We start from the raw sequence: 25,407 nt of genomic DNA, 5'->3' as shown, positions 1-25,407 counted from the left end.
CCTCCTCATCTCCTGGACCCTAGCTCCCGGCCCCGCCCACGTCACAGGCTTGATCGATCTGCTGCCGGCCGGCCGGTGCGCCCCCGGGGCCGGGGCAGCCGGGGCAGGCGCGGATCCTGCGCCGCGGCCGCCGCCCCGCCGATGCGCAGCCCCGTACGGGACAGCAGCCACAGCACCGGCTCCGCCGCCCTGCGCTGCTCGGACCCGAGCGCGCCCGCTCCGGTGGCGGCACGGGCGCTGACCGCCCAGTAGCGGGCCGCCGCGAAGTCGTGGCCGAGGGCGCGGACCAGCTCGCCGAGCCCGATCTCGGCCAGCCAGGCGTCGACCGCACCCTCCGGCCGCGGCAGCGAGTCCAGCCGGTCCAGCACGTCCCGCTTGGTCACCACCGCCGCCACGCCGAGGCGCCGCCGCCGGCCGCCCAGCCCCTGGAGCTCTCCGGTGAAGCCCGCATACGTCTCCACCGGACCGAGGTCGGCGGGCCGGGCGGCCACCGCCAGCTGCCCGTCGCCCCCGCGCAGGGTGCGCCGTACGGCGGGCGAGGCCAGCACGTCCGCGACCAGCAGGACCCCGTCCGCATGCGCGAGGTACTCCTGGCGCCGGGTGGTGTCCGCATCGCGCAGCGACTCGCCCATCGGGTCGTACAGGTACAGCAGCCGCTGCCGCCGCAGCAGCCGGCCGCGGCCGCGCCCGACGAGCAGCATCAGCGCCCGGGGCTGCCCGCCCTGCGTCTTCAGCGCCCACCCCGTCGACTCCACCTGCCGGCCCAGCGTGTTGGCCTCGCGCCGGTCGGCGGGGGACGCGAACTCGACGGTCAGCGCCGACTCGTGCGACCACGCCCGCAGCCCGTCGAGCATCGCCGCCATCAGCATGGTCTTCCCCGCGGAGGTGCCCCCGATCAGCGGCACGTGCACCACCCGCGTGGTGCCCACGGCCGGCGGCAGCCCCTGGTCGCAGTGCGGGCAGCGGGCGGTGAGCCCGCGCCTCCCGGCGAGCGCGGTGGTGGGCAGCGCCCGCCCGCAGCGGCAGACGTGCCGCAGCGCCCCGTACCGGCCGGGCCTCAGCTCGCGGTGGGCGGCGCCGCAGCCCGGGCAGACGTGCACGGCCAGCGGGAACGGCCGGTAGCAGCCGGGGTACGGGCACTTCATGCGGATGCCGCGGGCCAGCTTCCACAGCCGATCCGCGGCCCGCCCGGCCAGTACCCCGGCCAGCGCCACGGCCGAGACCAGCAGCAGCTGGGCGGCGAACGCCAGCGCGACGCCGAGGAGCAGGGCGCAGGACAGCAGGGCGGACAGCAGCGCGGCCAGTGCCGTCGCCGGTGCGAGCAGCCGCAGCAGGAGCCGCCCGAGGACGTGCTCGGCGCGCTCCCCGGTCGATCCGTTGCGGCCGCTCAGCAGCCGGTGGCGGACGATCTCGTCGAGCCAGTGGTGGACCAGCAGGTACCGGACGGTGTGCCCCGCCGCCTGCGCCGCGGCACGGGCGTCGATCCACATCTGCCGTGCCCAGTAGGCCGGTTGTCCCGGCTCCGTGCCTCCGTACGGGCTGATCCGCGGGTCGGGGGTCCCGGGCGTGCGCGGCCCGAGGGCGGTCCAGGCGGCTCCCAGCGCCAGTGCCAGGAACCGCCACAGCCCGTACCCGAGACAGACGGCCGCCCCGATCACGCCGGTGGCCACCCCGAGGACCTGCAGGACGAGCCCCGCGTTCACGGTCACCGCCCCTCCGCGGCGGATTCACCGGGGGCGATGGGCCCGCCGGAGCCGCCCCGCAGCGGCGGGCTGCCGGGCGCGGGCTTCGCGGCGCGGCGCCCGGAGCCGCCGAAGCGGTCGCGCAGCCGTCCGAAGGCGCCGGGCCGCTGCCAGCTGCGGAAGTCCTCCGCCCAGCGGCCGCCGAGCCGGGCCAGGGCCTCCTCGAGCGCCCTTGCCTCCGTCGGCGCCAGGCCGCGTACGACCGGGCGCAGCACGCCGTCGAGCAGGTCGGTGCGGGCCTCCTGCCACACCGGGCCCGCCTGGGGCTGGGAGGACCAGGCGGCGAAGCACTCCGCCGCGTACCGGGGGTCGCGCCCCAGCCGGTCCGAGACCTGCGGCAGGCGGGCGGCCCGCCGGTACGCGGCCAGCAGCTCGGCGTCGTTGCTCTCGATCAGGGCCCGCAGCTCGCTTTCGGGCCGGTCCTCGGCGAGCAGCCGGCCGGCCACCGCCGCGTAGGCGTGCTCGCGCGCCGTCGGCGTGGGGTCCAGCGTCCGCAGGTCCAGGGCCTGGCGGACCCAGCCCGGCCCCGTCTGACCGGCCCGCAGGTTCCGGGCCAGCTCCAGCAGCAGCAGCGAGGACCGCAGCGGGGCGGGGAGTTCCGCGGAGAACCGCCGCAGCAGCTCCGGCGCCAGCTCCTCGGCGTACCGGTCGTCGGCCGGGGCGCAGACCGCCGCCTGCGCGAGCAGCTCCCAGGTGCCGGCCTCCCGGTGGGCCCGGTCGCCCAGTGCGGACAGGGCCAGCCAGGCCTCGCCCGCTCCCGGCGGCTCCGCGCCCCACACCAGCCGCATCGCCGTGCGCAGCACCAGCGGCTCCTCCTCCAGCGAGGCGCCGGAGTGCTCCACGAGCCCGGTCAGCGCCTGCACCCGGTCCCCGCCCGCCCCCGTCACCACGGGTGCCTGCGCGCACATCCGCAGATGCGGCAGCGCCTCGGCGCCGGTCAGCCGCAGTGGGGTGAGGGCGAACAGCCGGGCCCCCGCGGCCGGATCGCCCGCCGCGAGCGCGTCCAGCCGGTCGAGTACCAGGCCCCGCAGCCCGGCCCGTTCCCGCAGCCCGGCCTGCTCCGCCAGCGCGGCCCGTACCGACTCGCCGTACGCCCGCTCCGGATCGGCGATCAGGGCGCGCGCCAACTGCCCTGCCACGTCGGGCAGGAGATCCGCGGTGCCCACCCCGAGTTCGCCGGCGACCCGCAACAGCCCGACCCGGTCGTCCGGTTCGCGCTCCGGGTCGGTGAGTGCCGCCCGCAGCTCCGGCCCCAGTTCGGCCGCGAGCCGGGCCCGGGCCGCCTCGCCCAGCCCCCCGGCGGGCGGAACGGCGCCGCCCGAGCGGACCGCCCCGGCCAGGGCCAGCTCCAGCAGCGGCTCGCTCACCGCCGGGGGTGCCCAGCCGGCCAGGGCCGTCAGCAGCCGCCCGCTCGCGGCGGCCTCCTCGGGCTCCCGGTCCCCGGCCGGGCCGCCCAGCGCCCGGGCCAGCGCGTGCAGCCGTACGCCGTCCAGCGCCTCCCGGTGTCCGGCGGCCCAGTCGGCGGCCGCGGTCCGGCCCGCCGAGTCCAGCCCGATGCCCGCGGCGAGCGCGAGCGCGGCCAGCGGGCCCGCCTCGTACGGGCCGGACCGCTCGCCGGGCAGCTGCCGGACGTCCGCGAAGAGGTCCTGCCGCTGCGCCCGCCAGATCGACGCGGCGGTCTGCGCCCACGGGTCGGTGCCCGGTGCGGGGGCCGCCGCACGGGCGGCGTCGTACACCCGGTAGCGGTGCTCCTGCCCGGCGAGGCCCAGGCCGTCCTCCGGCACCACTCCGATGATCTGTTGCCGGGCGAGCTGCGGCCGCCGGGTGTAGGTGGTGAAGGTGAGCCACTGGCCCCGCCGGTGCGGCAGCACACTGCAGGCGAGCAGGATCCACCAGGCCACGGCCTCGCTGTCCTGCTCCACCAGGACGAGCTGCGGGGCGGCCGGCTCCTCGACGAGCCGGCGCACATCGGCGAAGAACCCGGCGAGCCAGGGCCCGCGGGCGCTCACGAAGGCCGCCAGCGCGCCGACGTCGAGCGGGCCCGGGACCGGCACCGACGCCAGCGGCGGTACGGGCGCCCCGGCCGGCGGGGAATCGGCCGCCCACTGCCGGGAGCCCCAGGACGTGATGGGCAGCGGCCATTCGGCTGGCCGGTCCGGGTCGGCGGGCTGCGGCAGGTGCACCGCGTGGGCGTGGAAGTTGCCCCAGCGCCCGCTGTAGTCGGCGCCCGTGTACACGGAGCGGGCCAGCAGCCGGCTGCCGTCGGCGAGCACGTTCAGGCTCAAGGCCTGCGGGAATGCGCCCAGTTGGTCCGCGCTCGGGCGCGGCGGCGCGTCCCGGGGCGGCTCGTACCCGATCAGCTGCTCGGCCTCGCGCAGCAGCGAGGCTGGCACCCCGGGGCTGACGGCGGTGAACCGGAAGCCCGAGCCGTCGGGCCCCGGCGGCGCCGAGGTGTAGTGCATCTGCGCGAGGTTCACGCCTCTCCTCCCGGTGCGTACGAGCGGTCCGCCGTCGCACCTGCGGAGGCGCCTGCGGCCGCTGCCGTACGCCGGCCCGCGCCGCCGGTCCCGGTGCGCGGCAGCAGCCCGCCCAGCCCCAGCAGCCACAGCAGCGGGTCCTCGACCCGCAGCGGCTGCGGTCCCGACTTCGGGGCGTCCGCCGGGGCGTGCGCGGGCGGCGGGGAGCCGAGCGCCGAGAGCCCGAACAGCGACAGCCGGGCGAAGTCCCGGTCCAGCTGGCGGTACAGCGCCCCCGAGTCCCAGCCGTCGAGGAGCCCCCGCATCTCCTCGTGCACGGCGAGCCGGTCCTCGTCGTCCACCGTGCCGCCCGCGTGCCCGGCATTGCGCCGCAGCGGGGAGTGCGGCCCCACCAGCGAGAACAGGGAGTCCGTCTTGGTCACCGCCACCGCTACGGGCGTGGTGACCCGGCCGCGCGAGGTGCCCCGCCCGTGGGCCCGCAGCTGTGCGGCCAGGTCCGCCGCGATCTGCTGCGGCGGGGTCTCCACGGTGGGCAGCGGCGGCCCCGCGTCCACCGGCAGCTGGTCCCGTACGGCCCGCATCTGCAGCGGGTCCACCAGCAGGATGATCCCGTCGGCGGCCGCCAGGTAGTGGGTGTACCGGTCCATGGCCTCCGCGCTGGCGAGGTCCTCGCCCGCCGCGTCGAAGAACACGAGCGCGGTGTGCCGGCTGCCGTCCCCGCGCAGCCGGCGGCGCAGCGGCAGGCTCAGCCGGTACAGCAGCGGGTCGTTGAAGCCGAGCGCCGCCGGTCTCGTCGCCTCCGGCAGCCGCAGCCGGTCGTACAGGTCCTCGGCCATCTCCCGGTCCCGGCGCTGGGTCTCGCCGCCCATCGCCGTGATGGAGGCGCCGTACGCCCGGCCCACCCGGTTGCGCAGCTCGTTGATCAGGACGGAGACGTACGTGCTCTTGCCCGAGGCCTTGGGGCCCAGCAGGGCGATGATCCGGGTGTCCTGGTCGGTGTAGTCGCTCGGGAAGTCGCTGTGGCAGCGCATGCAGACCCGGACGGGGGTGGACACCCCGCACTGCGGACAGTCCGCCCGCGTGGCGCCGCCGCTGCCGAGACGGCCGGCGAGACCGCGCGGGGCGGTGAAGACCGGCCCGCGCATCTTCAGCGCGGGCGGCACGCTCGGCCCCATGAACTCCGCCCATATGCCGTCGAGTTCCGCAGTGCACGGCTTGCCGCCGCGCACCCCGGTGGCGGACATCTGGCAGCGGAACGGCAGCCGGGCGGCGGCCGAACGGTCGAAGCAGTAGGGGCAGACGACGGAGGTCATGTCAGCGGACCACCAGGGAGGTGAGGGAGGGCTCGTCGAGCCGGACGGAGGCGGCACGGCCGCCGAGGAGGAAACCGCGCACGGCGTACGGGCCGCCGGGCGCGCGGGGGACGATCTCACGCTCGACGGTCCCCGAGGCCGCGAGCTCGGCGCCGGTCACCCGGCACAACTCGGAACCGTCGACCGGCCGGTGGGGCCGGGCCGCACCGCCGCCGGCTCCGGCTACGAGGACGAAGTCGGGCAGCCCGGAGCCGGGATCCCCGCCGGGCGCGAGGAGCGTCACCCGGAGCACGGCGGGACCGCGCCGCAGCATCCGCCGGGGCCCGGGCAGGAGCCGGTAGGCGATGGCCACGTCGGCCGGGAGGACGGCCTGCTCGGCGTCGCGCGGGGCGGCCGCGGTCGCCAGCGCGCTGCGCGGGGCGGCGTGGGCCGTGACGCGGACGGCGCCGGGGCCGACCGGCAGCTCCAGCCCCTCGCGCAGGAACACGGCCCGTACGACGGGGTGCTCGGTGCGATCGCCGCCGGGCCCGGGGGCGACCGCGACCGTGACCCGGCCGGCGCCGTCGGGCCAGTCGAAGCTGATCCGGGCCCGCCCGGGAGTGGTCCGCCGGACCGTGAGCCCGGTGACCGGCTCCGGGGCCTCGACCACCACGCCCGGCCCGGCCAGTGCCCGCCCGCCCAGGACGGCCACGGCGCTGACGGTGGCCAGCGTGCCGGGCGGCGGATCGGCGATGCCGTCCGCGTCCACCCAGGGCAGCGCCGCCGGAAGCGCGTCGGCCGCGAGCTCGGTCCCCTTCGCGGGAGCCGTCCCCGGCCACTGCACGAGCCGTACGTCGGCCCCCGCGCCCCCCGTCCAACAGAACTCCAGCCCGCCCGCGTCCCGGGCGGCCGCACCGAGGCCGACCACCGGCTCCGGCCAGGGATGCACGACGACGGCCGCCTCGACCCCGCCGGACAGCACCTCGTCCCCCACGCCCGCGTACCGGCACCGCACCCGCACCCCGTACGTCCCGGGCCCCAGCCCCCCGGCCCGCACACCCTCGCGGCCGGCCGACGAGGCGGCAGCCGCGGAGCCGCCCCCGGCCGCGCCGGGTCCGGCGGCGCCCGCGCCATCGCCCGCTCCGGCCGGACCTGTCGCCGCCGGAGGGCCGAGGTGCGTCGTGCGGCCATCGGGGCCGGTCAGGGTCACCCGTACCCCCGTTGCGCCGGGCGGGCGGAGCCAGGAGGCTTCGATGCGGGACCGGCCGTCGGTGAGGCGGAGCTCCGCCACCTCGGGGGCCACGAGCAGCGGGGCGCTGATCAAGGGGGCGCCGTCCCCGGCCGGGAGGGCCACGTACCGCACCTCGCGCCCGAGCGGGGCCCGGCGGTCCGTCAGCGGCCCCGCGCCGAGCGGGCCCGGTACCTCCGGCAGCGGTGTGGTGAGCGGCTCGCGCCGGGTCAGCCGGACCACGCGCCAGGTCCCGTCCGGGTCGGCGCCGGGCGGTCTGCGCAGGGCGACCCCGCCGGGCAGGGACCGGGCCTCCAGCGGCCCGGGGTCCCCTTCGGCCGCGCGGTGGGTGCGGACCAGGCCCCGCACCGCGCGCGGGCAGTCCCAGGCCAGCCGGGCCGCCTGTGCGTACGCCGCGGCGGCCTGCTCCGGATCCTCGTGGTCCTCGTACGCGCGGGCCTCGTCCAGCAGCGCGTCGGCGGCCCGTACCCGCGCGGCCAGCTCGGCCAGCCGTCCCGCCAGCAGCGGGTCCCCGCCGGCCACCGACGGCGGCAGCACGGCGGCGCTCCGGGCGGCGGCGCGCACCCGCCCGGCCAGCCGGGCGTCCTCCAGCCCCTCGGCGGCGGCCCGCTGCGCCGGATCCAGCCGGGGGCTCCCCGCGGCGGCGTGCACCAGGGCCGCCGCCTCGTCGGGGTCGACCCCGAACCCGGCGGCCGTGTCCGGCAGATCCCCCCGCGGGTGGTCGTGGAGCAGCTGCACCAGCTGGTACAGCAGGACGCGCCGCAGCGCGGTCGGATCCCGCTCCTGGATCCCGGCCAGCCGGTCCAGCAGCGCACCGGCGCCGGCGGCCCCCCGGGAGGCCCGGAGCGCCCGCAGGGCCTCGGCCCCCACATGGCGCCGCCGCCCCGGCCCTTCGACGGCGAAGATCCCGTCGAGTACCCGCAGCCGCCCGCCGGCCGGAACCAGTAACTCGCCCAAGTGGCTTAATCCCAAGCCCTGTTGCGCTGCCACGAGTTCCCCGTACCGTGCCACCAGCGGAGCAGCCGGCAGGCCGGAAAGCGCACGGGACCGCCCCAGGACATGCCCGAACTCGGTCCCCGCCATCTGCTCCGCACCCCCCGTGCAGTGTGTTTCGGAGGTCATTTCAGCAGATGCGCGGACCGTCCGTGAGGTCTTTCCGTTCTCCAGCTGTACCGCGCGGTGTCACGAACTGATCTCCGTCCGGTACCCCGGGACCGCTGTCCTTGGGTCGCCCCTCGACACCCCCCCTCACTCGCAGAGGTCGTCCCCCATGGCTGAGCTCAATCGCCGCAGGTTCCTGCAGATCGCGGGCGGAACCGCCGCAGCCGCGATGCTGAACGAGAGCATCGCGCGCGCGGCTGCCATCCCGGCGCAGGGCAGCACCGGCACCATCCAGGACATCGAGCACATCGTGGTCCTCATGCAGGAGAACCGGTCCTTCGACCAGTACTTCGGCTCGATGAAGGGCGTCCGGGGCTTCGGCGACCCGCGTCCGGTGCTCCAGGACAACGGGAAGTCCGTCTTCTACCAGTCCAACGGCACGAAGGACATCCTCCCCTTCAACCCGCAGGTCAACGACCTCGGCATGCAGTTCGTCGAGGGCCTGAACCACGACTGGGCCGGCGGTCACGCGGCGTACAACAACGGCAAGTACGACAAGTGGGTCCCGGCCAAGACGGCCACGACCATGGCGTACATGACGCGGAACGACATCCCGTTCCACTACGCGCTCGCCGACGCCTTCACGGTCTGCGACGCCTACCACTGCTCCTTCATCGGCGCGACCGACCCGAACCGCTACTACATGTGGACGGGCCACACGGGCAACGACGGCACCGGCGGCGGCCCGGTCCTCGGCAACCAGGAGGCCGGCTACGGCTGGAAGACGTACCCGGAGCGCCTGGAGGCGGCCGGGGTCTCCTGGAAGATCTACCAGGACGTCGGCGACGGCCTGAACGCGGCCGGCGGGTGGGGCTGGATCAGCGACGCCTTCCGCGGCAACTACGGTGACAACTCGCTGCTGTACTTCAACGCCTACCGCAACGCGGCGCCGGGCAGCGCCCTGTACGAGAAGGCCCGTACGGGCACCAACGCCAAGGCGGGCGAGGGCTACTTCGACAGGCTGCGCGCCGACGTGGTCAACGGCACACTGCCCCAGGTCTCCTGGATCGCCGCCCCCGAGGCCTTCAGCGAGCACCCGAACTGGCCGGTCAACTTCGGCGCCTGGTACATCTCGCAGGTCCTGGACGCGCTGACCGCGAACCCGGCGGTGTGGGCGAAGACGGCCTTCTTCATCACCTACGACGAGAACGACGGCTTCTTCGACCACGTCGTCCCGCCGTACCCGCCGGCGTCCTCGGCCTGGGGCCTGTCGACCGCCGACGTCACCCGGGACCTGTACGCCGGGGGCGGCGGCTACGCGGCCGGCCCGTACGGCCTCGGGCCGCGCGTCCCGATGATCGTGGTCTCCCCGTGGAGCAAGGGCGGCTACGTCTGCTCCGAGACCTTCGACCACACCTCGGTGATCCGCTTCATGGAGAAGCGCTTCGGTGTGCAGGAGCCCAACATCTCGCCGTGGCGCCGCGCCGTCTGCGGCGACCTGACCTCGGCGTTCGACTTCTCCAGGGCGGACGCCTCGCCCGCGGCCCTGCCCTCCACGGCGGGCTACGTCCCGCCGGACCACAATGCCCACCCGTCCTACCACCCGGTCCCGCCGGCGACGGGCACCCTGCCCAGGCAGGAGGCGGGCCAGAAGCCCACGCGCGCGCTCGGCTACGCCCCGTACGTGGACGGCAAGGCCACGGTCTCCACGGGCAAGTTCACCCTGACCTTCTCCTCCGGCCCCAGCCTCGGCGCCCACTTCCACAGCACCTCGGGCAACCGGACGGACGGCCCCTGGCCCTACACGGTCGAGGCGGGCAAGACCCTTGTCGACACCTGGAGCACCAGCAGTTCCACCGGCAACCAGATCAACCTGACGGTCTGGGGCCCGAACGGATTCCTGCGCACCTGGAAGGGCCCCGCGAAGAAGGCCGGCCCGGAGGTCACGGCCCGCCACGACGCGGCCACCGGCAACCTGAAGCTGACGCTGACCAACTCCGGCTCGACGGCGGTCAACCTCACGGTGACCAACGCCTACGACGGCGCGGCCCAGACCCTCCGCGTCGCGGCGGGCGGCACGGCCGCGTACACGGCGGACCTGGGCGCCACGGGCCGCTGGTACGACGTGAAGGTCGTCTCCGACGCGGACGGCACCTTCCTGCGCCGCTTCGCGGGCCACGTCGAAACGGGCACCCCGGGCCTCTCCGACCCGGCGATCAAAACCGTCTGACGCGGTCGTCAGGTGTGCGCAGCAGTCGCCGTTCCAGGACCGGGAGGTCGGTGGGGCGGTGGCTGCGGGCGTGCCGGAGCAGGAGGTCGCGGGCGGTGTCCGGGACGCGGCGGCGCTTGGGGTGGCGGGTGGTGAACTCCTCGCTCGCGAAGAACCGTACGGCGGCGTCCAGCCCGCCGCGGTCCGTCTCACGCACTGCCCAGGCCAGCTCCGCCGTGCCTGCTCCGGTCAGCAGGCGCAGCGGGGCCGCGTCCGCAAGGAGGGACGCCGCGTCCGCGGGGTTCTCCCGGGCGGCACCCTGCCAGGCGAAGGCGACCGACAGCGCGATGCCCGCCGGGGGCTCCGGCTCCTCGCCGCGGGCCATCGCCTCGGCGTAGCCGCGGAGCCCGCCGGGTGCGGCGGCCGCCCACCGGGCGCGGTGCCTGGCCGGGATGCCGTCCGCGGCCCTGCTGTCGAGCAGCCGGGCGAGCGGCTGCGGCCGCATGCCGTTCGGCAGGTCGCGGATCCGCGGGTCGTCGCTGCCGCCCGGCTCGTGTTCCCAGCACATGCAGGAGATGAACTCGATCCCCGGATCCGACGGTCCGTCCGTCCCGGCGGCTGCGGGCTCGTCGGGCCAGACGGCGAGTACCTCCGCGATCTCCTGCGGATCGACGATCTCGTAGTACGCGGGGTGGTGGGGGTGGCCGGTCCCGGTCCTCGCGTCGCGGATCCTGATGCACTCCACGGGCGCGGAAGGAGGTGTCGGTATCACGGTGTGATCGTAGGCCGGCTGGGCAGGAGGTACGGCGTCCGGCTCCGCCATCCCCGCCACCGAGGGAGAACGCATGGCCATCGCCCACCGCAGGATCGGCACCGGCCCCGTCCGCGTCATCGTGCTGCACGACTGGTTCGGCACCTCCGCCAACTGGGGCTCCGCACTGGACTACTTCGACCCGGAGGGGTTCTCGTACGCCTTCCTCGACTACCGCGGCTACGGCGACCGCCGCGACGTCGCCGGCCGCTACGGCCTCCCCGAGATCGCCGACGACGTGCTCGCGCTCGCCGACGAGATCGGCTGGGACACCTTCTCCCTCATGGGCCACTCCATGGGCGGCAAGGCGATGCAGCAGGTCCTGGTCCGGGCCCCCGAGCGGATCGAGAAGCTGATCGGGATCAACCCGGTCCCCGCCGGCCCGTACGAGATGGACGACGCGACGCACGCCCTCTTCCACGGAGCCGCCCACAGCGCCGAGAACCGGCGGACCATCCTCGACCTCGTCACGGGCCACCGCGCGAGCCGCCACTGGCTGGACCGGATGGTCGCGCACTCCCTCGCCGTCTCCCGCCCGGAGGCCTTCGCCGCGTACCTCGCGAGCTGGCAGCCGCTGGACCTGTCCGCCGCCGTGAAGGGCAGTACGGTCCCGGTGCTGGTCCTCGTCGGGGAGTACGACCTCGCCCTCACCCCCGAGGTGATGCGGGCCACCTGGCAGGTCTGGTACCCCGACTGCCGGGTCCACCCCGTCCCCGGCGCCGGCCATTACCCGCCGCACGAGACCCCGGTCGCCTTCGTCGCCGCGGTGGAGGCGTTCCTGCGGGGGTAGCGGGAGGACGCAAAAAAGCCCCTGGGGGTACGAGGAGACCTCGTACCCCCAGGGGATCAGGGTGAGTGACGGGACTTGAACCCGCGGCCACCTGGACCACAACCAGGTGCTCTACCAACTGAGCTACACCCACCACGAAGGGCGGCGGGCCGCCCGTTCGATGTGCATGCACAGCATAGCTGATCAGGAGGGTGGTCCCGCCACGCGTTATCCGGCCGCGGCGTGCGCGACGGCCGCCGCCGCGAGCGCCTTCACGACGGGGTGCGGGCGCCTTCCGTCCCCGGACAGCTCGGGCTGGAACAGCGTGGCCAGGAAGAAGGGGTGCCCCGGCAGCTCCGCGATGCGCGCCTGCCCGTCCTCGTCGTGCCCCGACAGCCGCAGCCCGTGGGCGGTGAGCACCGGCAGGTACCGCGGCTGCGGACCGTAGCTGCGGTGGTAGCGCTCCACGGACCGCTCCGCGCCGAGCACGGCCTCGGCGAGCGACCCGGGCTCGGCCCGTACGAGGCCCTCGTGGCCGACGAGCGAACAGGCGAGCGGGGCGATCAGCAGGTCCTGCGCCCCGGGGTCGTTCTCGGCGTGCGCGACGCCGGCCAGCCCGCAGACCGAGCGGGCGTACTCCAGCAGCGCGTGCTGGAAGCCGCCGCAGGTCCCGAGGAACGGGATCCCCTCCTCCCGCGCGACCCGGATCGCGGCGAGCGCCCCCGCCTCGCTGGCGTACGGGCTGCCGGGCAGCAGCCAGACCGCGTCGAACCGGGCCAGGGTCCCGGAGGCGGCCTCGGCCCCGGCGTCGCCGGTGGGGATCCAGTACGCGTCGAGGACGAGCCCGTCGCGCGAGGCGAGGGCGTCCAGGAGCCCGGGGATGCGGGTGTGGGACTTCACGTGCGGGGAGCGGTCGCCGACGAGGGCGACCCGTGCGGGCCGGGTGGTCCCCGCAGTGGTTCGTGCGGTGGTGCGCGCCGTGGTCATGCCGGTCATCCTGCGACCCGGCCCGGGTTCAGCGCCAACGATTGTTCCTGCATGCCCGATAAGCAGGGCTGATCACCGTGTCCGTGCTACTTCAGTGCGGCCTTGGTGGCCACCAGGGTCAGGCCGAGGACGAGGTTGACGACTCCCTCGGTGGCCAGCTGGCCGCGGGTGGCACCGGCGCGGGCGGCGCCGAGGCACGCCCAGACGACCTGCTGCGCCACCGCCACGCCCATGGCCAGCCACGCCGTCCCCACGTAGTCCAGTCCGAGGACACCGCTGAGGGCCACGGCGGCCGCGGGCAGGGCGGCGGCCTCGACGATGGGCCACTCGTGCAGGGCGACACGGCGGATCTCGTGCCGGCTCCAAGGCTGCCCGACCAGCCGTTCCCCCGCGAGCTCGGCGTACACGTGGGTGGCCCAGAACACCAGACCCGTGACGAGCAGGAGGAGAACCAGGTGAAGCCGCGGACGGTCGCCGACGGTACTCGCGGTGGCCACCACGGAGGTGGCGAGGAGGGAGCCGTACACGGCGCCGGCGGAGTCGGTCCGGGACGTGCCCTGTGGCCTGCTGCGGCCGGCGGGCGGGCCGCTGGGGATGCTCACCCCGTCCACGATACGGACGCCGCGTCCCACCACCGGTCGGGCGCGCCGGGCGGCGCGCTCCAGGGGCGCGGCGGCGGCGCCGGGCCGCTGGCACGCTGGCGCCATGGATCCGCACCTGCTCCGTACCTTCGTCGCCGTCGCCCGGCTGTCCTCCTTCTCCGCCGCCGCCCGCGAGCTCGGCTACACCCAGTCCGCCGTGTCCCAGCACATCGCCGCCCTCGAGGGCGACCTGCGCGCCGAGCTCCTCACCCGGCGGCCCGTGGAGCCGACCCCGGCCGGGGTGCGGCTGCTGGAACACGCCGGGCCGCTGCTGCTGCGGCTCGACGCGGCCCGGGCCGATGTGCTGCGGCTGGCCGCCGTGCCGCCCGGGCAGGTCACCCTCGCCGCCTCCCCGCTCGCCGTCGGGCCCCGGCTGCTCGCCGCGCTGCCCGCCACCGGGGTCTCGCTGCGGGTGCTGCCGCCCGCCGAGGTGCCGGCCGCCGTCGCCACCGGCGGCTGCGACCTCGGCCTGGTCGACGGCCTCGCCGCGCCCAGCGACCCGCTGAGGCTGCCCGACGTGGCCCCGCTGACCGTGACCGGCGTCGGCGAGGAGGAGCCGGCCGTACTGCTCCCGGCCGGGCACCCGTTCGCCGGCCGGGCCGCGCTCCGGCTGGACGACCTCGCCGACGCCCGCTGGATCGACGCCCCCGGCGCGGCGCCGCTGCCCGCCGCCGTCCGCACCGCCCCGGCCCTGCGCTACGACGGAACCGACCTGCACGCCCTGTGTGCGCTCGCCGCCGCCGGGCACGGCCTGGTCCTGCTGCCCCGCAGGGTGGCCGAGGCCGCCGCGGCCGGGGTCGCCGCAGCGCTGTGCGACCCGCGCCTGGTGCACCGTACGGAACTCCTCGCCCCCGGCACCCCGACCCCCGCGGCGGCCGCCCTCGCCGCCCGGCTCACCGCGGCGCGGTAGGAGGTGTCCGGCCGGCCGGGCCGGATCGGCGAACCCGGCCCGGCCGGCGAGACGCCCCCGACCACTCGCGCGCGGCCCGGCGCGGCGGCAGGATCGCAGCATGGACCTCGAACCCGATCCGTTCACGCACGCCGACTACGCCGCCCGGATGGCCGCCGCCGCGCAGAGCGCCGCCGATGCCGGGCTGGCCGGGCTGCTCATCGCCCCCGGGCCCGACCTCGCCCACCTCACCGGCTACCGGCCGGTCGACACCGAGCGGCTGACCCTGCTCGTGCTCGCCGCCGGGCAGGAGCCCGTCCTCGTCGTGCCGGCCCTGGAGGCCCCCGACGCGGCCGAGGCCCCCGGGGCTCCCGCGCTGACCCTGCGCGACTGGGCCGACGGGAAGGACCCGTACGGCGTCACCGCGCCGCTCCTCGACGTCGGCGGCCGCTTCGGGGTCAGCGACAACACCTGGGCGCTGCATCTGCTCGGCCTCCAGCGGGAGTTGCCGGCCACCTCGTACGCCCCGCTCACCGACGTCCTGCCGATGCTCCGCGCGGTCAAGGACCAGCGGGAGCTGGAGCGGCTCGCGGCGGCGGGAGCGGCCGCCGATGCGGCGTACGAGCAGATCCTCAAGGTCCCCTTCGCCGGGCGCCGGGAGGCCGACATCGCAGCCGACCTGGCCGCGCTGCTGCGCGAACACGGCCACTCCCAGGTGGACTTCACGGTCGTAGGCTCCGGCCCCAACGGCGCCAACCCCCACCACGAGGCCGGTGAACGCACCATCGGGCGGGGCGACATGGTGGTCCTCGACTTCGGCGGGCTCAAGCACGGCTACGGCTCCGACATCTCGCGCACCGTGCACGTCGGCGAGCCGAGCGCCGAGGAGCAGCGCGTCCACGACATCGTCCGCGAGGCCCAGCAGGCCGCCCGCGCGGCCGTCCGCCCGGGCATCGCCTGCCAGGACGTGGACCGGGCGGCCCGCGCGGTGATCACCGAGTTCGGCTACGGCGACCGGTTCATCCACCGCACGGGCCACGGCATCGGCGTGACCACCCACGAGCCCCCGTACATGGTCGAGGGCGAGGAGCAGCCCCTGGTCCCCGGGATGTGCTTCTCCGTGGAGCCGGGCATCTACCTGCCCGGCCGTTTCGGGGTGCGCATCGAGGACATCGTGACGGTCACCGAGGACGGCGGCCGCAGCTTCAACAACGCCCCGCGCGAACTGGCCGTCGTGGAGTAGGGGCAGGATCCGGCGGTCACTGCTCCCCGGCGACGACCAGGCGGTAGCCGTAGTCCACGCTCTCCCGCCCGAGCAGGTGGGCGTGGCGCCGCTCCCAGGCCCCGGAGGCCAGGTCCGCGCGCAGCCGTTCCATCGCCGGCTCCACAACGGAGGGCGGCAGCGTCGCGAAGGTCGAGCTGGCCGCCCGTACGGCCGGGTCGAGATAGGCCTCCGGCCGGCGCCAGTAGGCGGTCTGCAGCCCGTCCGTGAAGTCGTGCGGGATCGGGAACGGCAGCACGGTGTGCGCGTCCAGCGCCTCCACGACCTCCGCCACCGGCGTGAAGCGCGCGCGGTCCAGATCCCGGATCTCCGGCAGGTACGCGTCCACGAGCCACAGCTCGGGGCGGTGCTCGGGATCCCAGGTGAAGACGGCCTGCCGGCGCGAGACCCGGCGCAGCTCGCCGAGCCCGCGGTGCAGATCGGACCAGTGGTGCACGGTCAGGACCGCCATGGCGGCGTCGAAGGCCCCGTCGGCGAAGGGCAGTTCCTCCGCACTGGCCTTCACCTTCCGGGGGCCGGGATGCTGGTCGAGCATCACCTGCGACGGGTCGACGGCCGTGACCTCGGCGTCCTCCGGCTCGTACGACCCGGTCCCGGCACCGACGTTGACGACGGTGCGCGCGCCATCCAGCGCCTGCCGGATCAGCGCGCCCAGCCGGGGGTCGGGCCGCCGCACCTGCTTGTAGCCGATCCCCAGGCGGTCGTACGCGGCCGCCGGTGCGTTCTCCTCTTCCCGTGTCTCTTCCATGGGGCCGACTCCATCAGAACGGGCCCGTGATGATCAAGTAGGGCCGCAGTGACGTGGGTTACGGCCCCAGCAGGACCGCCGACTCCGCCGGGACGTGGACGCGGCCGTCGGGGCCCGGGTGCTCGACGGGCTCCCAGGAGGCCAGGACCCGGACCCCGTTGCGGCCGAGGGCGATGGTCACCGGCTCGGGCGAGAGGTTCACGGCCACCCGTACGTCGCCCCGCCGGAACGTCACCCAGCGGCGCTCCTCGTCGTACGCCACGCGGACCGCCGCCAGGTCCGGATCCCGCAGGTCGGGGTGGGTGCGCCGGAGGGTGATCAGGGTCCGGTACCAGGCCAGCAGCCGGTCGTGCGGGGCGCGCTCCGGCTCCGCCCAGTCCAGGCACGAGCGGTCCCGGGTGGCCGGGTCCTGCGGGTCCGGGACCTCTTCCGCCTTCCAGCCGTGCGCCGCGAACTCCCTGCGCCTGCCGGTCCGTACCGCCTCGGCGAGCTCCGGATCCGGGTGGTCGGTGAAGTACTGCCACGGCGTGCCCGCGGCCCACTCCTCGCCCATGAACAGCATCGGCACGAACGGCCCGGTCAGCGCCAGCGCCGCAGCGCAGGCCAGCAGACCGGGGGAGAGCGAGGCGGCGAGCCGGTCGCCCAGGGCCCGGTTGCCGATCTGGTCGTGGGTCTGCGTGTAGCCGAGGAAGCGGTGCGCGGGCGTGCGGCGCCGGTCCACCGGGCGGCCGTGGCTGCGGCCCCGGAACGAGGACCAGGTGCCGTCGTGGAAGAAGGCCCGGGTCATGGTCTTGGCCAGGGCGGCGAGCGGCGCCTCGGCGAAATCGGCGTAGTACGCCTGGGACTCGCCGGTCAGCGCACAGTGCAGGGCGTGGTGGAAGTCGTCGTTCCACTGGGCGTGCAGGCCCAGGCCCCCGGCGGCGCGCGGGGTCGTGGTGCGCGGATCGCACCGGTCGGACTCCGCGATCAGGAACAGCGGCCGGCCGCTCTCGGCGGCGAGCTCGTCCACGGCCGCGGACAGCTCCTCCAGGAAGGTCAGCGCCCGGCCGTCGGCGAGCGCGTGCACGGCGTCCAGCCGCAGCCCGTCGATGCGGTAGTCCCGCAGCCAGGCGAGGGCGCTGCCCAAGAGGTACGCGCGCACCTCGTCGGAGCCGGCGGCGTCCAGGTTGACCGCCGCGCCCCACGGGGTGTGGTGGGTGTCCGTGAAGTACGGGCCGAAGACCGGGAGGTGGTTGCCGGAGGGGCCCAGGTGGTTGTGGACCACGTCCAGCACCACCCCGAGCCCGGCCGCGTGCGCGGCGTCCACGAACCGGGCCAGCCCGGCCGGGCCGCCGTACGGCTCGTGCACCGCCCACGGCGCGACCCCGTCGTACCCCCACCCGTGCCGGCCGGGGAACGGGCAGACCGGCATCAGCTCCACGTGCGTGACCCCGAGCGCGGTGAGGTGCCCGAGGCGGGCGGCGGCCGCGTCGAAGGTGCCCTCGGGGGTGAACGTGCCGATGTGCAGCTCGTAGAGGACCGCGTCCTGGAGCCGTGTCCCGGGCGGCGGGGCCTGTGGGGTGAGTGGCTCGAAATCCACCACCGCCGAGAGGCCGTCGGGCCCGTCCGGCAGCCGCCGCCCGCGCGGGTCGGGCCGTACGACCTCCTCTCCCGAGGCCACGCCCAGCAGGAATCCGTACCGGTCCCCGTCGGCGGCCGGGGCCTCGGCGAGCCACCAGCCGGTCCGGTCCGGATCGCGTGCCATCTCGTACGTCGCGTCGCCGAGCCGCAGCGCGACCCGGTCTGTCAGCGGTGCCCACACCTCGAACTGCACGGACGGTTCCCCTCGTCTGCGGCGGTACCCGGAACGTGTGCCTGCCCCATCATCGCGGGACGGCCGGAGGAGTTCTGGACACTCCGGCCCTGACGGGCCGACAATCACCCTGTGACGTCGAGTTTCGAGTTCCCCGCCTTCCCGGTACCGCGCCTGTCCGACGCGGAGCGCGACCGGGCGCTGGAGCAGCTCCGCGAGGGTGCCGCCCTCGGGAAGCTGTCCCACGACACGTTCCTGCGCCGTATGGAACTCGCCCTGGTCGCCCGCCGCTCCGAGGACCTCGTGGTCCTCACCGCCGACCTCGGGAGCCGCGGGAGCGGCGAAGGCCCCTGGACGCGTCGCGTCTTCGCCTGGGTGGGCCGTGCCTCGGCCGTGTCCCTCGGCGTCCGGCGGGCGTGGAACGCCGAGCGGCTGCCCAAACTGCTGCTGCCGCACCCGAGCGCGCGGGCCCTGCGGATCGGCCGCGACCCCGGCAACGGGCTGCGGCTCACCGACGAGACCGTGTCCCGCGTCCATGCCGAGCTCGGGCTGCGCGACGGGGTGTGGGTGCTCACCGACCTCGGCTCCTCCAACGGCACCACGGTCAACGGGCGCCGGGTGACCGGCTCGGTGGCGGTCCGGGCCGGGGACCAGATCGGCTTCGGCCGGATGAACTTCCGGCTGTCCTCGAGCTAGGGCCCGAGCAGGGCGCGAGCCCGGCCCGACGGGCAAGCCCCCACGGGGGTGTCCGGCTCCCGGATCCTGCCGGGGCCGATGATGGGGTCCATGGAACACGCAGACCCGAAGGACCCGAACGAACACCCGCCCGTCGTGCGCCCCGCGCGCCCCGAGGACCTGCCCCGCCTCGTCGAACTCGTCCACGAGCACGTCGCGTACGAGAAGTCCGCGCCCCGGCCCGCGGACCTGGCCGACCGGCTCGGGCCGCAGCTGTTCGCCGAGGGCGCCCGCCTGTGGGTGCTGCTGGCCGAGGCCCCGGACGGATCGGTCGCCGGATATGCCGCCTGCTCGGCCGAGTTCGCGTTCTGGGACGCCCGGCACCACCTCCACATGGACTGCCTCTACCTCGCCGAGGAAGCCCGCGGCCACGGCCTCGGCGCCGCCCTGATGGACGGCGTGGCGGGCCTCGCCCGCGAGCTCGGCCTCGACCAGGTCCAGTGGCAGACCCCGGACTGGAACGAGGGCGCGATCCGCTTCTACGACCGGCTCGGTGCCACGGGCGCGCCCAAGCGCCGCTACGCCCTGTCCGTACCCGACGGGACACCCCCTACGCAGTGACCGTCCCGGCCGCCACGAGCCGTTCGTACGCCGCCAGGACGGTACGGGTCTGGTGCTCGACCTGGGTGGCCACCGGGACCCGGCGCGCCTGGAACCGGGCGGCGAACTCCTCGCACCAGCCGGTGACGAGCCGGTCCAGCCCGGGTGCCGCCGGGTGGCCCTGCGCCCGGAGCACCCGCAGCAGCATCGCGGCGGCGCGCAGCGACAGGCGCCGCCCGAAGGCGTCGATGCTGCCGATGGCGGCCGCCGTGGCCTCGGCGGGGGCCCCGGGTCCGGTCCACTCCACGGTGATCCGGGGAATCAGGGAGAGCGTCCAGTCGACGGCGCGCAGCAGCGCGGCCGTACCGGGGTCCCCGCCGGAGCCCGAGCCGGGCTCCGCGGTCCCGGGTACCCGGTCCCGTACGCGGGCCACGAGCGCGGCGTCCGCGGTGAGCCGCCCCGCCAGGAGCCGCAGGGCGCCGCGCGGGTCCGGATGCGGGGCGGGGTCGTCCACCAGGTCCGAGGCCCACATGGGGACTTCGACGATGGCGGTGGTGCCCGCGTACCGGTGGGCGTGGTACCAGGTGCTGAGCCGGGTGTCCTCCGGGTGGAACGCCCCGGCGGGGTCGGCCCCGGGCTGCGGCATCACGAAGATCCCGGGCCCGGGGGAGGGCCAGCCGGCCGCGTCGGAGGCCCCGGTCTCCACCGGGATCCGCAGCTCGGCGGCCGATTTGGCGAACGGTTCCGCGAGGCCCGGTATGTCCCGGGTGAGCTGTACCCAGGATCCGCCGAGGTCGGTGCCGTGGAGCGAGACCTGGAGGACGGGCCGCAGCTCGTCGATGAGGGCCGTCAGGGCCAGGGTCTCGGGCGGCAGCCGGTCCGGAGGCAGTAAAGACGGCGCCCACTCGGGCTGTTCCGGACCGGGGGGCCGGAAGAAGTTCCGGTGGTAGTCGAGCAGGGAGTCCGGGCGGGGCGTGCGGTGCAGGGCCGCCCCGTCGGGATCGGCGCACAGCAGGAAGTGCCAGCCCCGCCCGGCGCGGATCGCCGGGTCGCGCAGGACGCGCCGGGCCAGCGCGAGCGCGGTGGCACCGCCGACGGGCTCGTTGGCGTGGGCCCCGGCGACGACCAGGACGCCCGCGCCCTGCGGGCGGCCGCTCGGCTCGACGGAGAGCAGCCACAGGGGCCGGCCGCCCCGGGAGGTGCCGATCTGGCGCAGCCTGGCCCGGCCGGGGTGCTCGTCCGCCAGCGCGCGTGCGGCCAGCGCGAGCTCGGACGGTGTGGGGTAGCACATGTCACGGAGGAGGGTCACGTCTGATGCAATGCCCGCCGTGCACGCCCCCTACTGCTCCGCACGCCCCACACTTCCCGGAAACCCCTGGCCAACGCCTTGTCGGGAGGGCCCGTCGGCTACTGCTGGTGGAGTCCGCGGCCGGCCAGGGACAGGAAGGCCTCGCCCACCGCCTCGGACAACGTCGGGTGGGCGTGGACGTGGCGGGCCACGTCCCCCGGCTCCGCGTCCCAGCCCACGATCAGCTGGCTCTCCGCGATCATCTCCGACACGTGCGGCCCGACCAGGTGTACGCCGAGCACCCGCCCGCCCCGCTCGGCGACCACCTTCACCGTCCCGCCCTGTCCGTGCACCATCCCCTTCGCCACCGCCGTCAGCGGCATCGTGTTCACGACGACGTCGTAGGACAGGTCCCGGGCCTGCGCCTCCGTCAGCCCGACGGCGGCGGTCTGCGGCGCCGAGTACGTCACCCGCGGCACCGCCGCGTAGTCCACCGGGGCACTCGCCACCCCCGCCAGGGTCTCCGCGACGAGCAGCCCCTCCGCGAACGAGGCGTGTGCCAGGCCGAGCGAGGGCGGCGGCAGCAGGTCGCCCACCACGTGGATTCCCGGGACCGCGGTCTCCAGCCGGGACCAGTCGGCCGGTGCCACGAACCCCCGCTCGTCCGTGGCCAGTCCGGCCGCCGCCAGGTCCAGCCCGTCGGTCACCGGGACGCGGCCGACCGCGACGAGCAGCCGCTGCGCCACCACGTCCCGGACGTCCCCGCGCGCCCCGCGTACGGTGGCCCGCACGCCCCCGCCGGGGAGCCGCTCGGCGCCCTCCACCCGGGCCGCGGTCCGCACGTCGATCCCGCGCTTCTTCAGCCCGCGCGCCAAGTGCCGTGACACATCGGCGTCCTCCGACGGAACCAGCCGCTCCGCAGCCTCGACCAAGGTCACTTCGGCGCCCATGGACCGGTGGAACGAGGCGTACTCCACGCCGATGGCCCCGCCGCCCAGCACCAGCACCGAGGCGGGCAACCCGGGCGCGAACAGAGCGTCGTCGCTGGTGACGACGGTGTGCCCGTCGGGCTCCAGCCCGGGCAGGACGCGCGGGCGGGAACCGGTGGCCAGCACGATGCCGCGCGCCGCGGTGAGCTCCCGCCCGTCCCCGGTCCGCACGGAGCGCGGTCCGGTCAGCCGGGCGCCGCTGCGCACGACCCGGACGCCGGCGCGGCGCAAATGGGCCTCCACGCCCTGGTGGTTGCGGGAGACGATGTCGTCGCGGCTGGCGGTCAGGGCCGCCCAGTCGACCGAGTCCACGGTGGCCCGGACCCCCCACCGCTCCCGCGCCTCGGCCACGCCGTCGACCAGTTCGGCCGCGTGCAGCATCGCCTTGCTGGGTATGCAGCCGCGGTGCAGACAGGTCCCGCCCACCTTGTCGCGCTCCACGAGGACGACGTCCAGCCCCAGGGCCGCGGCGCGCAGGGCGGTGCCGTACCCGCCCGTGCCGCCGCCGATCACGATGACGTCCGCTTCAGTGCCGTTGCTGTTCATGGGGACAAGCCTGCGGTCGGCCCCTGCCATGAGTCCAAGGCAATGATCTTCTCGGTTCCATGCACGGTCTTTATGCTCCCGGCCATGAGCCTGCGTCAGATGGAGTACTTCCTCACCATCGTGGAGGAGTCCTCCTTCACCCGCGCCGCCGAGGCGCTGCACGTCACCCAGCCCGCCCTCTCCCACCAGGTCAAGGCCCTGGAGCGATCCGTCGGCGGCGAGCTGCTGGAGCGCCTGCCGCGGGGGGTCCGGCTCACTTCCATGGGCCGCGCCTTCCTGCCGCACGCCCAGCTCGCCGTCCACAGCGCCCGGCAGGCCGAGCGCGCCGCCCGCGCCGCCGCCGGAGCCGTCGGCGGCGAACTGCACCTCGCCACCGTCCATGCCGTCGCCGTCGGACTGCTTCCGGGCATCGCCGCCCGCTGGCGGTCCCTGCACCCGGGCGTCCAGCTGGTCCTGCGCGAGTACGGGTCCACGGAGGCCCTGGAGGAACAGCTCGAACGGGGCGTCGCCGACCTCGCGGTGGGCCCCGAGCCCAAGGAGTGGACCGGCCCGGTCCTGCCGGTGGGCCGCGAGGAACTGGTGCTGGTGGTCCCCTTCGACGACCCGCTGGCCGGCCGTGGTTCCGTCCGGCTGGCCGAGCTCGCTGACCGCGACTGGATCCGCTGCGCCATGGAACCCTCCGTCCAGGGCCGGGCGTTCCTCGACTGGGCATGCGGCACCGTCGGCTTCACCCCGCGCACGGTGCTGCGTACGGAGCACACCTCGACGGCCGTGCGGATGGCGGCCGCCGGCGTCGGCATCGTCGTGGCCCCGGCCCACACGGTCCGGGGCGCCCTCGGTGAGGACTGCGCGCTGCTCTCCCTCGACCCGCCGTGGCACCGCCCCCTCTCCGTGTTCTCCCGGGTCCCGCTGACCGGCGCGGCCGAGGCCTTCGCCGGACTACTCGTCTCCCGGCCCGCCCTCGCGCAGTAGGACAGCCACCGGGCGGGCCGAGAGCAGGTCCGCCAGCCGCACCTCGCCCTCGTACGAGGCCCCCCGGTCCAGGAGCGCCGTCCACCGGCCCGGCGGGAGGGCCAGAGCCGTGTCCCGCCAGCCGCCGGCCGCGGCCAGCCGGTACGAGAGCCGGGTGACCGCCGCGACCAGCCCGGCCGGGCGGGCGAACGCCAGGCAGTGCTCCGCCGCCGGACCCCGGGCGGCGAGCGGGGCGTAGCCGGTGAACAGATCGGGCCGGTCCCGGCGCAGCCGCAGCAGGGCGGCCGTCAGCGCGAGCTTCTCCTGGGCCTGCCCCTGCGGCGCGGCCCCCGCGTCCAGCCGGGCCAGGGCCTCGCGGGGGAACCGGGCCGGGCGCCGGTTGTCCGGGTCCACCAGGGCCCGGTACTCCGTCTCGGCGCCCTGGTAGACCTCCGGGACCCCGGGCATCGCCAGGTGCAGCAACGCCATCCCGAGCAGGTTCGCCCGGGCCGCCCGGGCCAGCTCCGCCGGCTCCGCGGTCTCCTCCGGGGCCGGGACGTATCCCTCGACGGAGGCCTCGTACGCCGGGTCCTGGTCGGTCCAGCTGGTGTGCAGGGCAGCCTCGCGGACGGCCTTGAGGAGCGCCTGCAGGAGGCGCTCGGCGCGCTCCGGCACCTCCCCGAGGCCCAGCGCCGTCTGCCGGGACACCCAGGCGAGTTGGGGATCGGCCCCGGCGGGCCGGCCCATCAGCCCGGGAGCCTGGGAGAGCGCGCAGATGCGGGCCCGGACGTCCGCGCTGCGCTTCGTGTCGTGGGTGGACAGCACCGTCCCGGAGCCCGGCCAGTCCCGGTCGAGCTCCGCGCAGTACGCGTGGAACTCGGCCGGCGAGAGCGCCGGTTGCCCGGGGTCCCCGCCGACCTCGGTGGCCGACAGCAGCGGGGCGTGCCGGTAGAAGGCCCGGTCCTCCAGCGACTTGGCCCGCAGGGCCGCCGAGGTCTGGGCGAAGCGCGCCGCGAAGGCGGGATCGCGCAGCACGAGTTCGCGTACGCCGGCCACCGCGCCCGGACCGGCCGATGCGGCGGCCTCCGCCAGGGCCTGCGGGTCGAGGTCCGGCTCGCCGGGGTACGGCCGGTAGACCGGATAGGCGATCAGCAACTCCCGCACCCCGGCGGCAAGTTCCGGGCCGGCGGTCCGCTCCAGGGCTGCCAGCTCGGCGGCCAGATCGCCGGTCAGCACCTCCCGCGCGCACGCCCGGGCCGTCTGCTCCCATGCGGGCGCCCCGGTGAACTGCGCGTACTGCCGGGCCAGTTCCGGGGCGCCCGCCGGGTCGGTGAACACCCCGTCCACCCGGCTCAGCGCGTCGTACCCGGTGGTCCCCGCCACCGGCCAGCCGGGCGGCAGCCGCTCCTGGCGGGCCAGGATCTTCTCCACCACCACCCAGCAGTCCCCGCCCACGGCCGCCCGCAGCCGCCGCAGGTACCCCTCCGGATCCGCCAGCCCGTCGACGTGGTCGATCCGAAGTCCCCCGGCCACCCCGTCCCGCACCAGCTCCAGCACCTTCGCGTGCGTCGCCTCGAACACCTCCGGGTCCTCCACCCGGACCCCGATCAGCTCCGAGATCGTGAAGAACCGCCGGTAGTTGAGGCCCGTCCGGGCCTCCCGCCACCACGCCGGGCGGTACCACTGCGCGGCCAGCAGCTCGGCCGGCGCCAGCCCCGCCGTGCCCTCGCGCAGCGGGAACTCCAGCTCCCCGTGGCGCAGCACCCCGCCGTCCCGGTCGACCGTGAACGCGCCGGGTCCGGGCGGCCCCGGGAGCACCGGCAGCAGCACCTGGCCGCCGCCCGCCTCCCAGTCGATGTCGAACCAGCGCGCGTACGGGGACCGCGGCCCCTCCCGCAGCACCTCCCACAGGGGCCGGTTCAGCCGCAGCGGGGACGGCACCGCCATGTGGTTCGGCACGATGTCCAGCACCAGGCCGAGCCCGTGCCCCCGGGCGGCCGCGGCCAGCGCCCGCAGCCCCGCCTCGCCGCCGAGCTCGGCCCGCACCACGGAGTGGTCGGTGACGTCGTACCCGTGCGCCGAGCCGGGGACCGCCTCCAGCACCGGCGAGAGGTGCAGGTGCGACACGCCGAGCGAGGCGAGGTACGGCACGGCCGCCTCGGCCGCCGCGAAGGGGAACTCCGGCCGCAGCTGAAGGCGGTACGTCGACGAGGGGACCGCAGCCGGAGCGGCCGCAGGTGGCGCTGGAGTGACGGCTGTCAGAACATCGGATTCCGTTTGGCTGCGCGGGTAGGGCTGGCTCATGAGAACGTACGTACCCACCTTGCAGGATTCCGTGCCATGACCCAATGCATCCGGGTGACTGCACC

At 75.9% G+C, this 25,407-nt stretch carries 19 protein-coding genes and 1 tRNA gene; 7 read left to right on the top strand and 13 right to left on the bottom strand.

Features of this window, described 5'->3' with window-relative positions; all coding sequences use genetic code 11:
* Positions 1 to 41 precede the first annotated feature (41 nt).
* From ACFYXK_RS07855 to ACFYXK_RS07840, 4 genes are read right to left on the bottom strand one after another with little or no spacing between them, the layout of a single operon-like run.
* Positions 42 to 1,709, bottom strand: coding sequence for a hypothetical protein (locus ACFYXK_RS07855; RefSeq protein WP_389410290.1), 1,668 nt, complete (start codon positions 1,707 to 1,709; stop codon positions 42 to 44).
* The gene (locus ACFYXK_RS07850; protein ID WP_389410289.1) at positions 1,706 to 4,219 is read right to left on the bottom strand and encodes a GTPase-associated protein 1-related protein; all 2,514 of its coding nucleotides are present in this window, start codon (positions 4,217 to 4,219) and stop codon (positions 1,706 to 1,708) included. The genes ACFYXK_RS07855 and ACFYXK_RS07850 overlap by 4 nt, the downstream gene beginning before the upstream one ends.
* On the bottom strand, positions 4,216 to 5,532 hold the full coding sequence (locus ACFYXK_RS07845; protein WP_389410288.1) for a hypothetical protein: 1,317 nt from the start codon (positions 5,530 to 5,532) through the stop codon (positions 4,216 to 4,218). The genes ACFYXK_RS07850 and ACFYXK_RS07845 overlap by 4 nt, the downstream gene beginning before the upstream one ends.
* A 1-nt stretch (position 5,533) precedes the next feature.
* Complete coding sequence (locus ACFYXK_RS07840) at positions 5,534 to 7,717, bottom strand: hypothetical protein (RefSeq protein WP_389410287.1); 2,184 nt, start codon at positions 7,715 to 7,717, stop codon at positions 5,534 to 5,536.
* 313 nt (positions 7,718 to 8,030) lie between these two features.
* Here ACFYXK_RS07840 and ACFYXK_RS07835 point away from each other — a divergent pair, with 313 nt between their 5' ends.
* The gene (locus tag ACFYXK_RS07835; protein ID WP_389410286.1) at positions 8,031 to 10,091 is read left to right on the top strand and encodes a phosphocholine-specific phospholipase C; all 2,061 of its coding nucleotides are present in this window, start codon (positions 8,031 to 8,033) and stop codon (positions 10,089 to 10,091) included.
* On the opposite strand, the gene ACFYXK_RS07830 is transcribed toward ACFYXK_RS07835, so the two are convergent.
* Positions 10,078 to 10,842 carry a hypothetical protein gene (locus ACFYXK_RS07830; RefSeq protein WP_389410285.1) on the bottom strand — a complete coding sequence of 255 codons (765 nt, stop codon included), beginning with the start codon at positions 10,840 to 10,842 and terminating at the stop codon, positions 10,078 to 10,080. The two genes, ACFYXK_RS07835 and ACFYXK_RS07830, sit on opposite strands and share 14 nt — an antisense overlap.
* Before the next feature lie 73 nt (positions 10,843 to 10,915).
* On the opposite strand from ACFYXK_RS07830, the gene ACFYXK_RS07825 reads away from it, so the two are divergent.
* Positions 10,916 to 11,671 (top strand): alpha/beta fold hydrolase, encoded by a 756-nt coding sequence (locus tag ACFYXK_RS07825; RefSeq protein WP_389410284.1) that lies wholly within the window; start codon positions 10,916 to 10,918, stop codon positions 11,669 to 11,671.
* Positions 11,672 to 11,731: 60 nt separating this feature from the next.
* On the opposite strand, the gene ACFYXK_RS07820 is transcribed toward ACFYXK_RS07825, so the two are convergent.
* From ACFYXK_RS07820 to ACFYXK_RS07810, 3 genes are all read right to left on the bottom strand, one after another.
* Positions 11,732 to 11,804, bottom strand: a tRNA-His gene (locus ACFYXK_RS07820).
* Positions 11,805 to 11,878: 74 nt separating this feature from the next.
* Entirely contained in the window at positions 11,879 to 12,637 is a 759-nt protein-coding gene (locus tag ACFYXK_RS07815) for a hypothetical protein (RefSeq protein WP_389410283.1), read from the bottom strand.
* A gap of 86 nt (positions 12,638 to 12,723) precedes the next feature.
* Positions 12,724 to 13,344 (bottom strand): hypothetical protein, encoded by a 621-nt coding sequence (locus ACFYXK_RS07810; RefSeq protein ID WP_389410282.1) that lies wholly within the window; start codon positions 13,342 to 13,344, stop codon positions 12,724 to 12,726.
* On the opposite strand from ACFYXK_RS07810, the gene ACFYXK_RS07805 reads away from it, so the two are divergent.
* Together ACFYXK_RS07805 and ACFYXK_RS07800 are read left to right on the top strand one after the other, a co-directional pair.
* Complete coding sequence (locus ACFYXK_RS07805) at positions 13,343 to 14,188, top strand: LysR family transcriptional regulator (RefSeq protein WP_389410281.1); 846 nt, start codon at positions 13,343 to 13,345, stop codon at positions 14,186 to 14,188. The genes ACFYXK_RS07810 and ACFYXK_RS07805 overlap by 2 nt on opposite strands.
* 100 nt (positions 14,189 to 14,288) lie before the next feature.
* On the top strand, positions 14,289 to 15,410 hold the full coding sequence (locus tag ACFYXK_RS07800; RefSeq protein ID WP_389410280.1) for an aminopeptidase P family protein: 1,122 nt from the start codon (positions 14,289 to 14,291) through the stop codon (positions 15,408 to 15,410).
* A 16-nt stretch (positions 15,411 to 15,426) separates the two neighbouring features.
* Here ACFYXK_RS07800 and ACFYXK_RS07795 read toward each other — a convergent pair whose 3' ends face one another.
* Positions 15,427 to 16,197, bottom strand: coding sequence for a class I SAM-dependent methyltransferase (locus ACFYXK_RS07795; protein WP_389410279.1), 771 nt, complete (start codon positions 16,195 to 16,197; stop codon positions 15,427 to 15,429).
* A 58-nt stretch (positions 16,198 to 16,255) separates the two neighbouring features.
* Positions 16,256 to 18,010 carry a malto-oligosyltrehalose trehalohydrolase gene (gene treZ / locus ACFYXK_RS07790; protein WP_389410278.1) on the bottom strand — a complete coding sequence of 585 codons (1,755 nt, stop codon included), beginning with the start codon at positions 18,008 to 18,010 and terminating at the stop codon, positions 16,256 to 16,258.
* Between the two features lie 111 nt (positions 18,011 to 18,121).
* Between treZ and ACFYXK_RS07785 the strand changes: the two genes are divergently transcribed.
* Positions 18,122 to 18,685 (top strand): FHA domain-containing protein, encoded by a 564-nt coding sequence (locus tag ACFYXK_RS07785; RefSeq protein ID WP_389410277.1) that lies wholly within the window; start codon positions 18,122 to 18,124, stop codon positions 18,683 to 18,685.
* A 90-nt stretch (positions 18,686 to 18,775) separates the two neighbouring features.
* Positions 18,776 to 19,285, top strand: coding sequence for a GNAT family N-acetyltransferase (locus tag ACFYXK_RS07780; RefSeq protein ID WP_389410276.1), 510 nt, complete (start codon positions 18,776 to 18,778; stop codon positions 19,283 to 19,285).
* Here the strand turns inward: ACFYXK_RS07780 and ACFYXK_RS07775 are convergent.
* The gene (locus ACFYXK_RS07775; protein ID WP_389410275.1) at positions 19,275 to 20,573 is read right to left on the bottom strand and encodes a M14 family zinc carboxypeptidase; all 1,299 of its coding nucleotides are present in this window, start codon (positions 20,571 to 20,573) and stop codon (positions 19,275 to 19,277) included. The genes ACFYXK_RS07780 and ACFYXK_RS07775 overlap by 11 nt on opposite strands.
* Before the next feature lie 98 nt (positions 20,574 to 20,671).
* Entirely contained in the window at positions 20,672 to 22,087 is a 1,416-nt protein-coding gene (gene lpdA, locus ACFYXK_RS07770; RefSeq protein WP_389410274.1) for a dihydrolipoyl dehydrogenase, read from the bottom strand.
* Between the two features lie 84 nt (positions 22,088 to 22,171).
* Here lpdA and ACFYXK_RS07765 point away from each other — a divergent pair, with 84 nt between their 5' ends.
* Positions 22,172 to 23,059 (top strand): LysR family transcriptional regulator, encoded by an 888-nt coding sequence (locus ACFYXK_RS07765; RefSeq protein WP_389410273.1) that lies wholly within the window; start codon positions 22,172 to 22,174, stop codon positions 23,057 to 23,059.
* Here ACFYXK_RS07765 and treY read toward each other — a convergent pair.
* Positions 23,027 to 25,342 (bottom strand): malto-oligosyltrehalose synthase, encoded by a 2,316-nt coding sequence (gene treY, locus ACFYXK_RS07760; protein WP_389410272.1) that lies wholly within the window; start codon positions 25,340 to 25,342, stop codon positions 23,027 to 23,029. The genes ACFYXK_RS07765 and treY overlap by 33 nt on opposite strands.
* Between the last annotated feature and the right edge of the window lie 65 nt (positions 25,343 to 25,407).

The sequence above is a fragment of the Streptomyces sp. NPDC002209 genome (assembly GCF_042890265.1).
In the GTDB taxonomy this organism is placed as follows: domain Bacteria; phylum Actinomycetota; class Actinomycetes; order Streptomycetales; family Streptomycetaceae; genus Streptomyces.
This window is presented reverse-complemented; position numbering and strand designations above follow the sequence as displayed.

Coding starts and splice junctions, on each gene's coding strand:
- ACFYXK_RS07795 (WP_389410279.1), bottom strand. CDS start 16,197: ATGGAAGAGACACGGGAAGAGGAGAACGCACCGGCGGCCGCGTACGAC.
- ACFYXK_RS07815 (WP_389410283.1), bottom strand. CDS start 12,637: ATGACCACGGCGCGCACCACCGCACGAACCACTGCGGGGACCACCCGG.
- ACFYXK_RS07765 (WP_389410273.1), top strand. CDS start 22,172: ATGAGCCTGCGTCAGATGGAGTACTTCCTCACCATCGTGGAGGAGTCC.
- treY (WP_389410272.1), bottom strand. CDS start 25,342: ATGAGCCAGCCCTACCCGCGCAGCCAAACGGAATCCGATGTTCTGACA.
- ACFYXK_RS07805 (WP_389410281.1), top strand. CDS start 13,343: ATGGATCCGCACCTGCTCCGTACCTTCGTCGCCGTCGCCCGGCTGTCC.
- lpdA (WP_389410274.1), bottom strand. CDS start 22,087: ATGAACAGCAACGGCACTGAAGCGGACGTCATCGTGATCGGCGGCGGC.
- ACFYXK_RS07835 (WP_389410286.1), top strand. CDS start 8,031: ATGGCTGAGCTCAATCGCCGCAGGTTCCTGCAGATCGCGGGCGGAACC.
- ACFYXK_RS07845 (WP_389410288.1), bottom strand. CDS start 5,532: ATGACCTCCGTCGTCTGCCCCTACTGCTTCGACCGTTCGGCCGCCGCC.
- ACFYXK_RS07825 (WP_389410284.1), top strand. CDS start 10,916: ATGGCCATCGCCCACCGCAGGATCGGCACCGGCCCCGTCCGCGTCATC.
- ACFYXK_RS07800 (WP_389410280.1), top strand. CDS start 14,289: ATGGACCTCGAACCCGATCCGTTCACGCACGCCGACTACGCCGCCCGG.
- ACFYXK_RS07810 (WP_389410282.1), bottom strand. CDS start 13,344: ATGGCGCCAGCGTGCCAGCGGCCCGGCGCCGCCGCCGCGCCCCTGGAG.
- ACFYXK_RS07780 (WP_389410276.1), top strand. CDS start 18,776: ATGGAACACGCAGACCCGAAGGACCCGAACGAACACCCGCCCGTCGTG.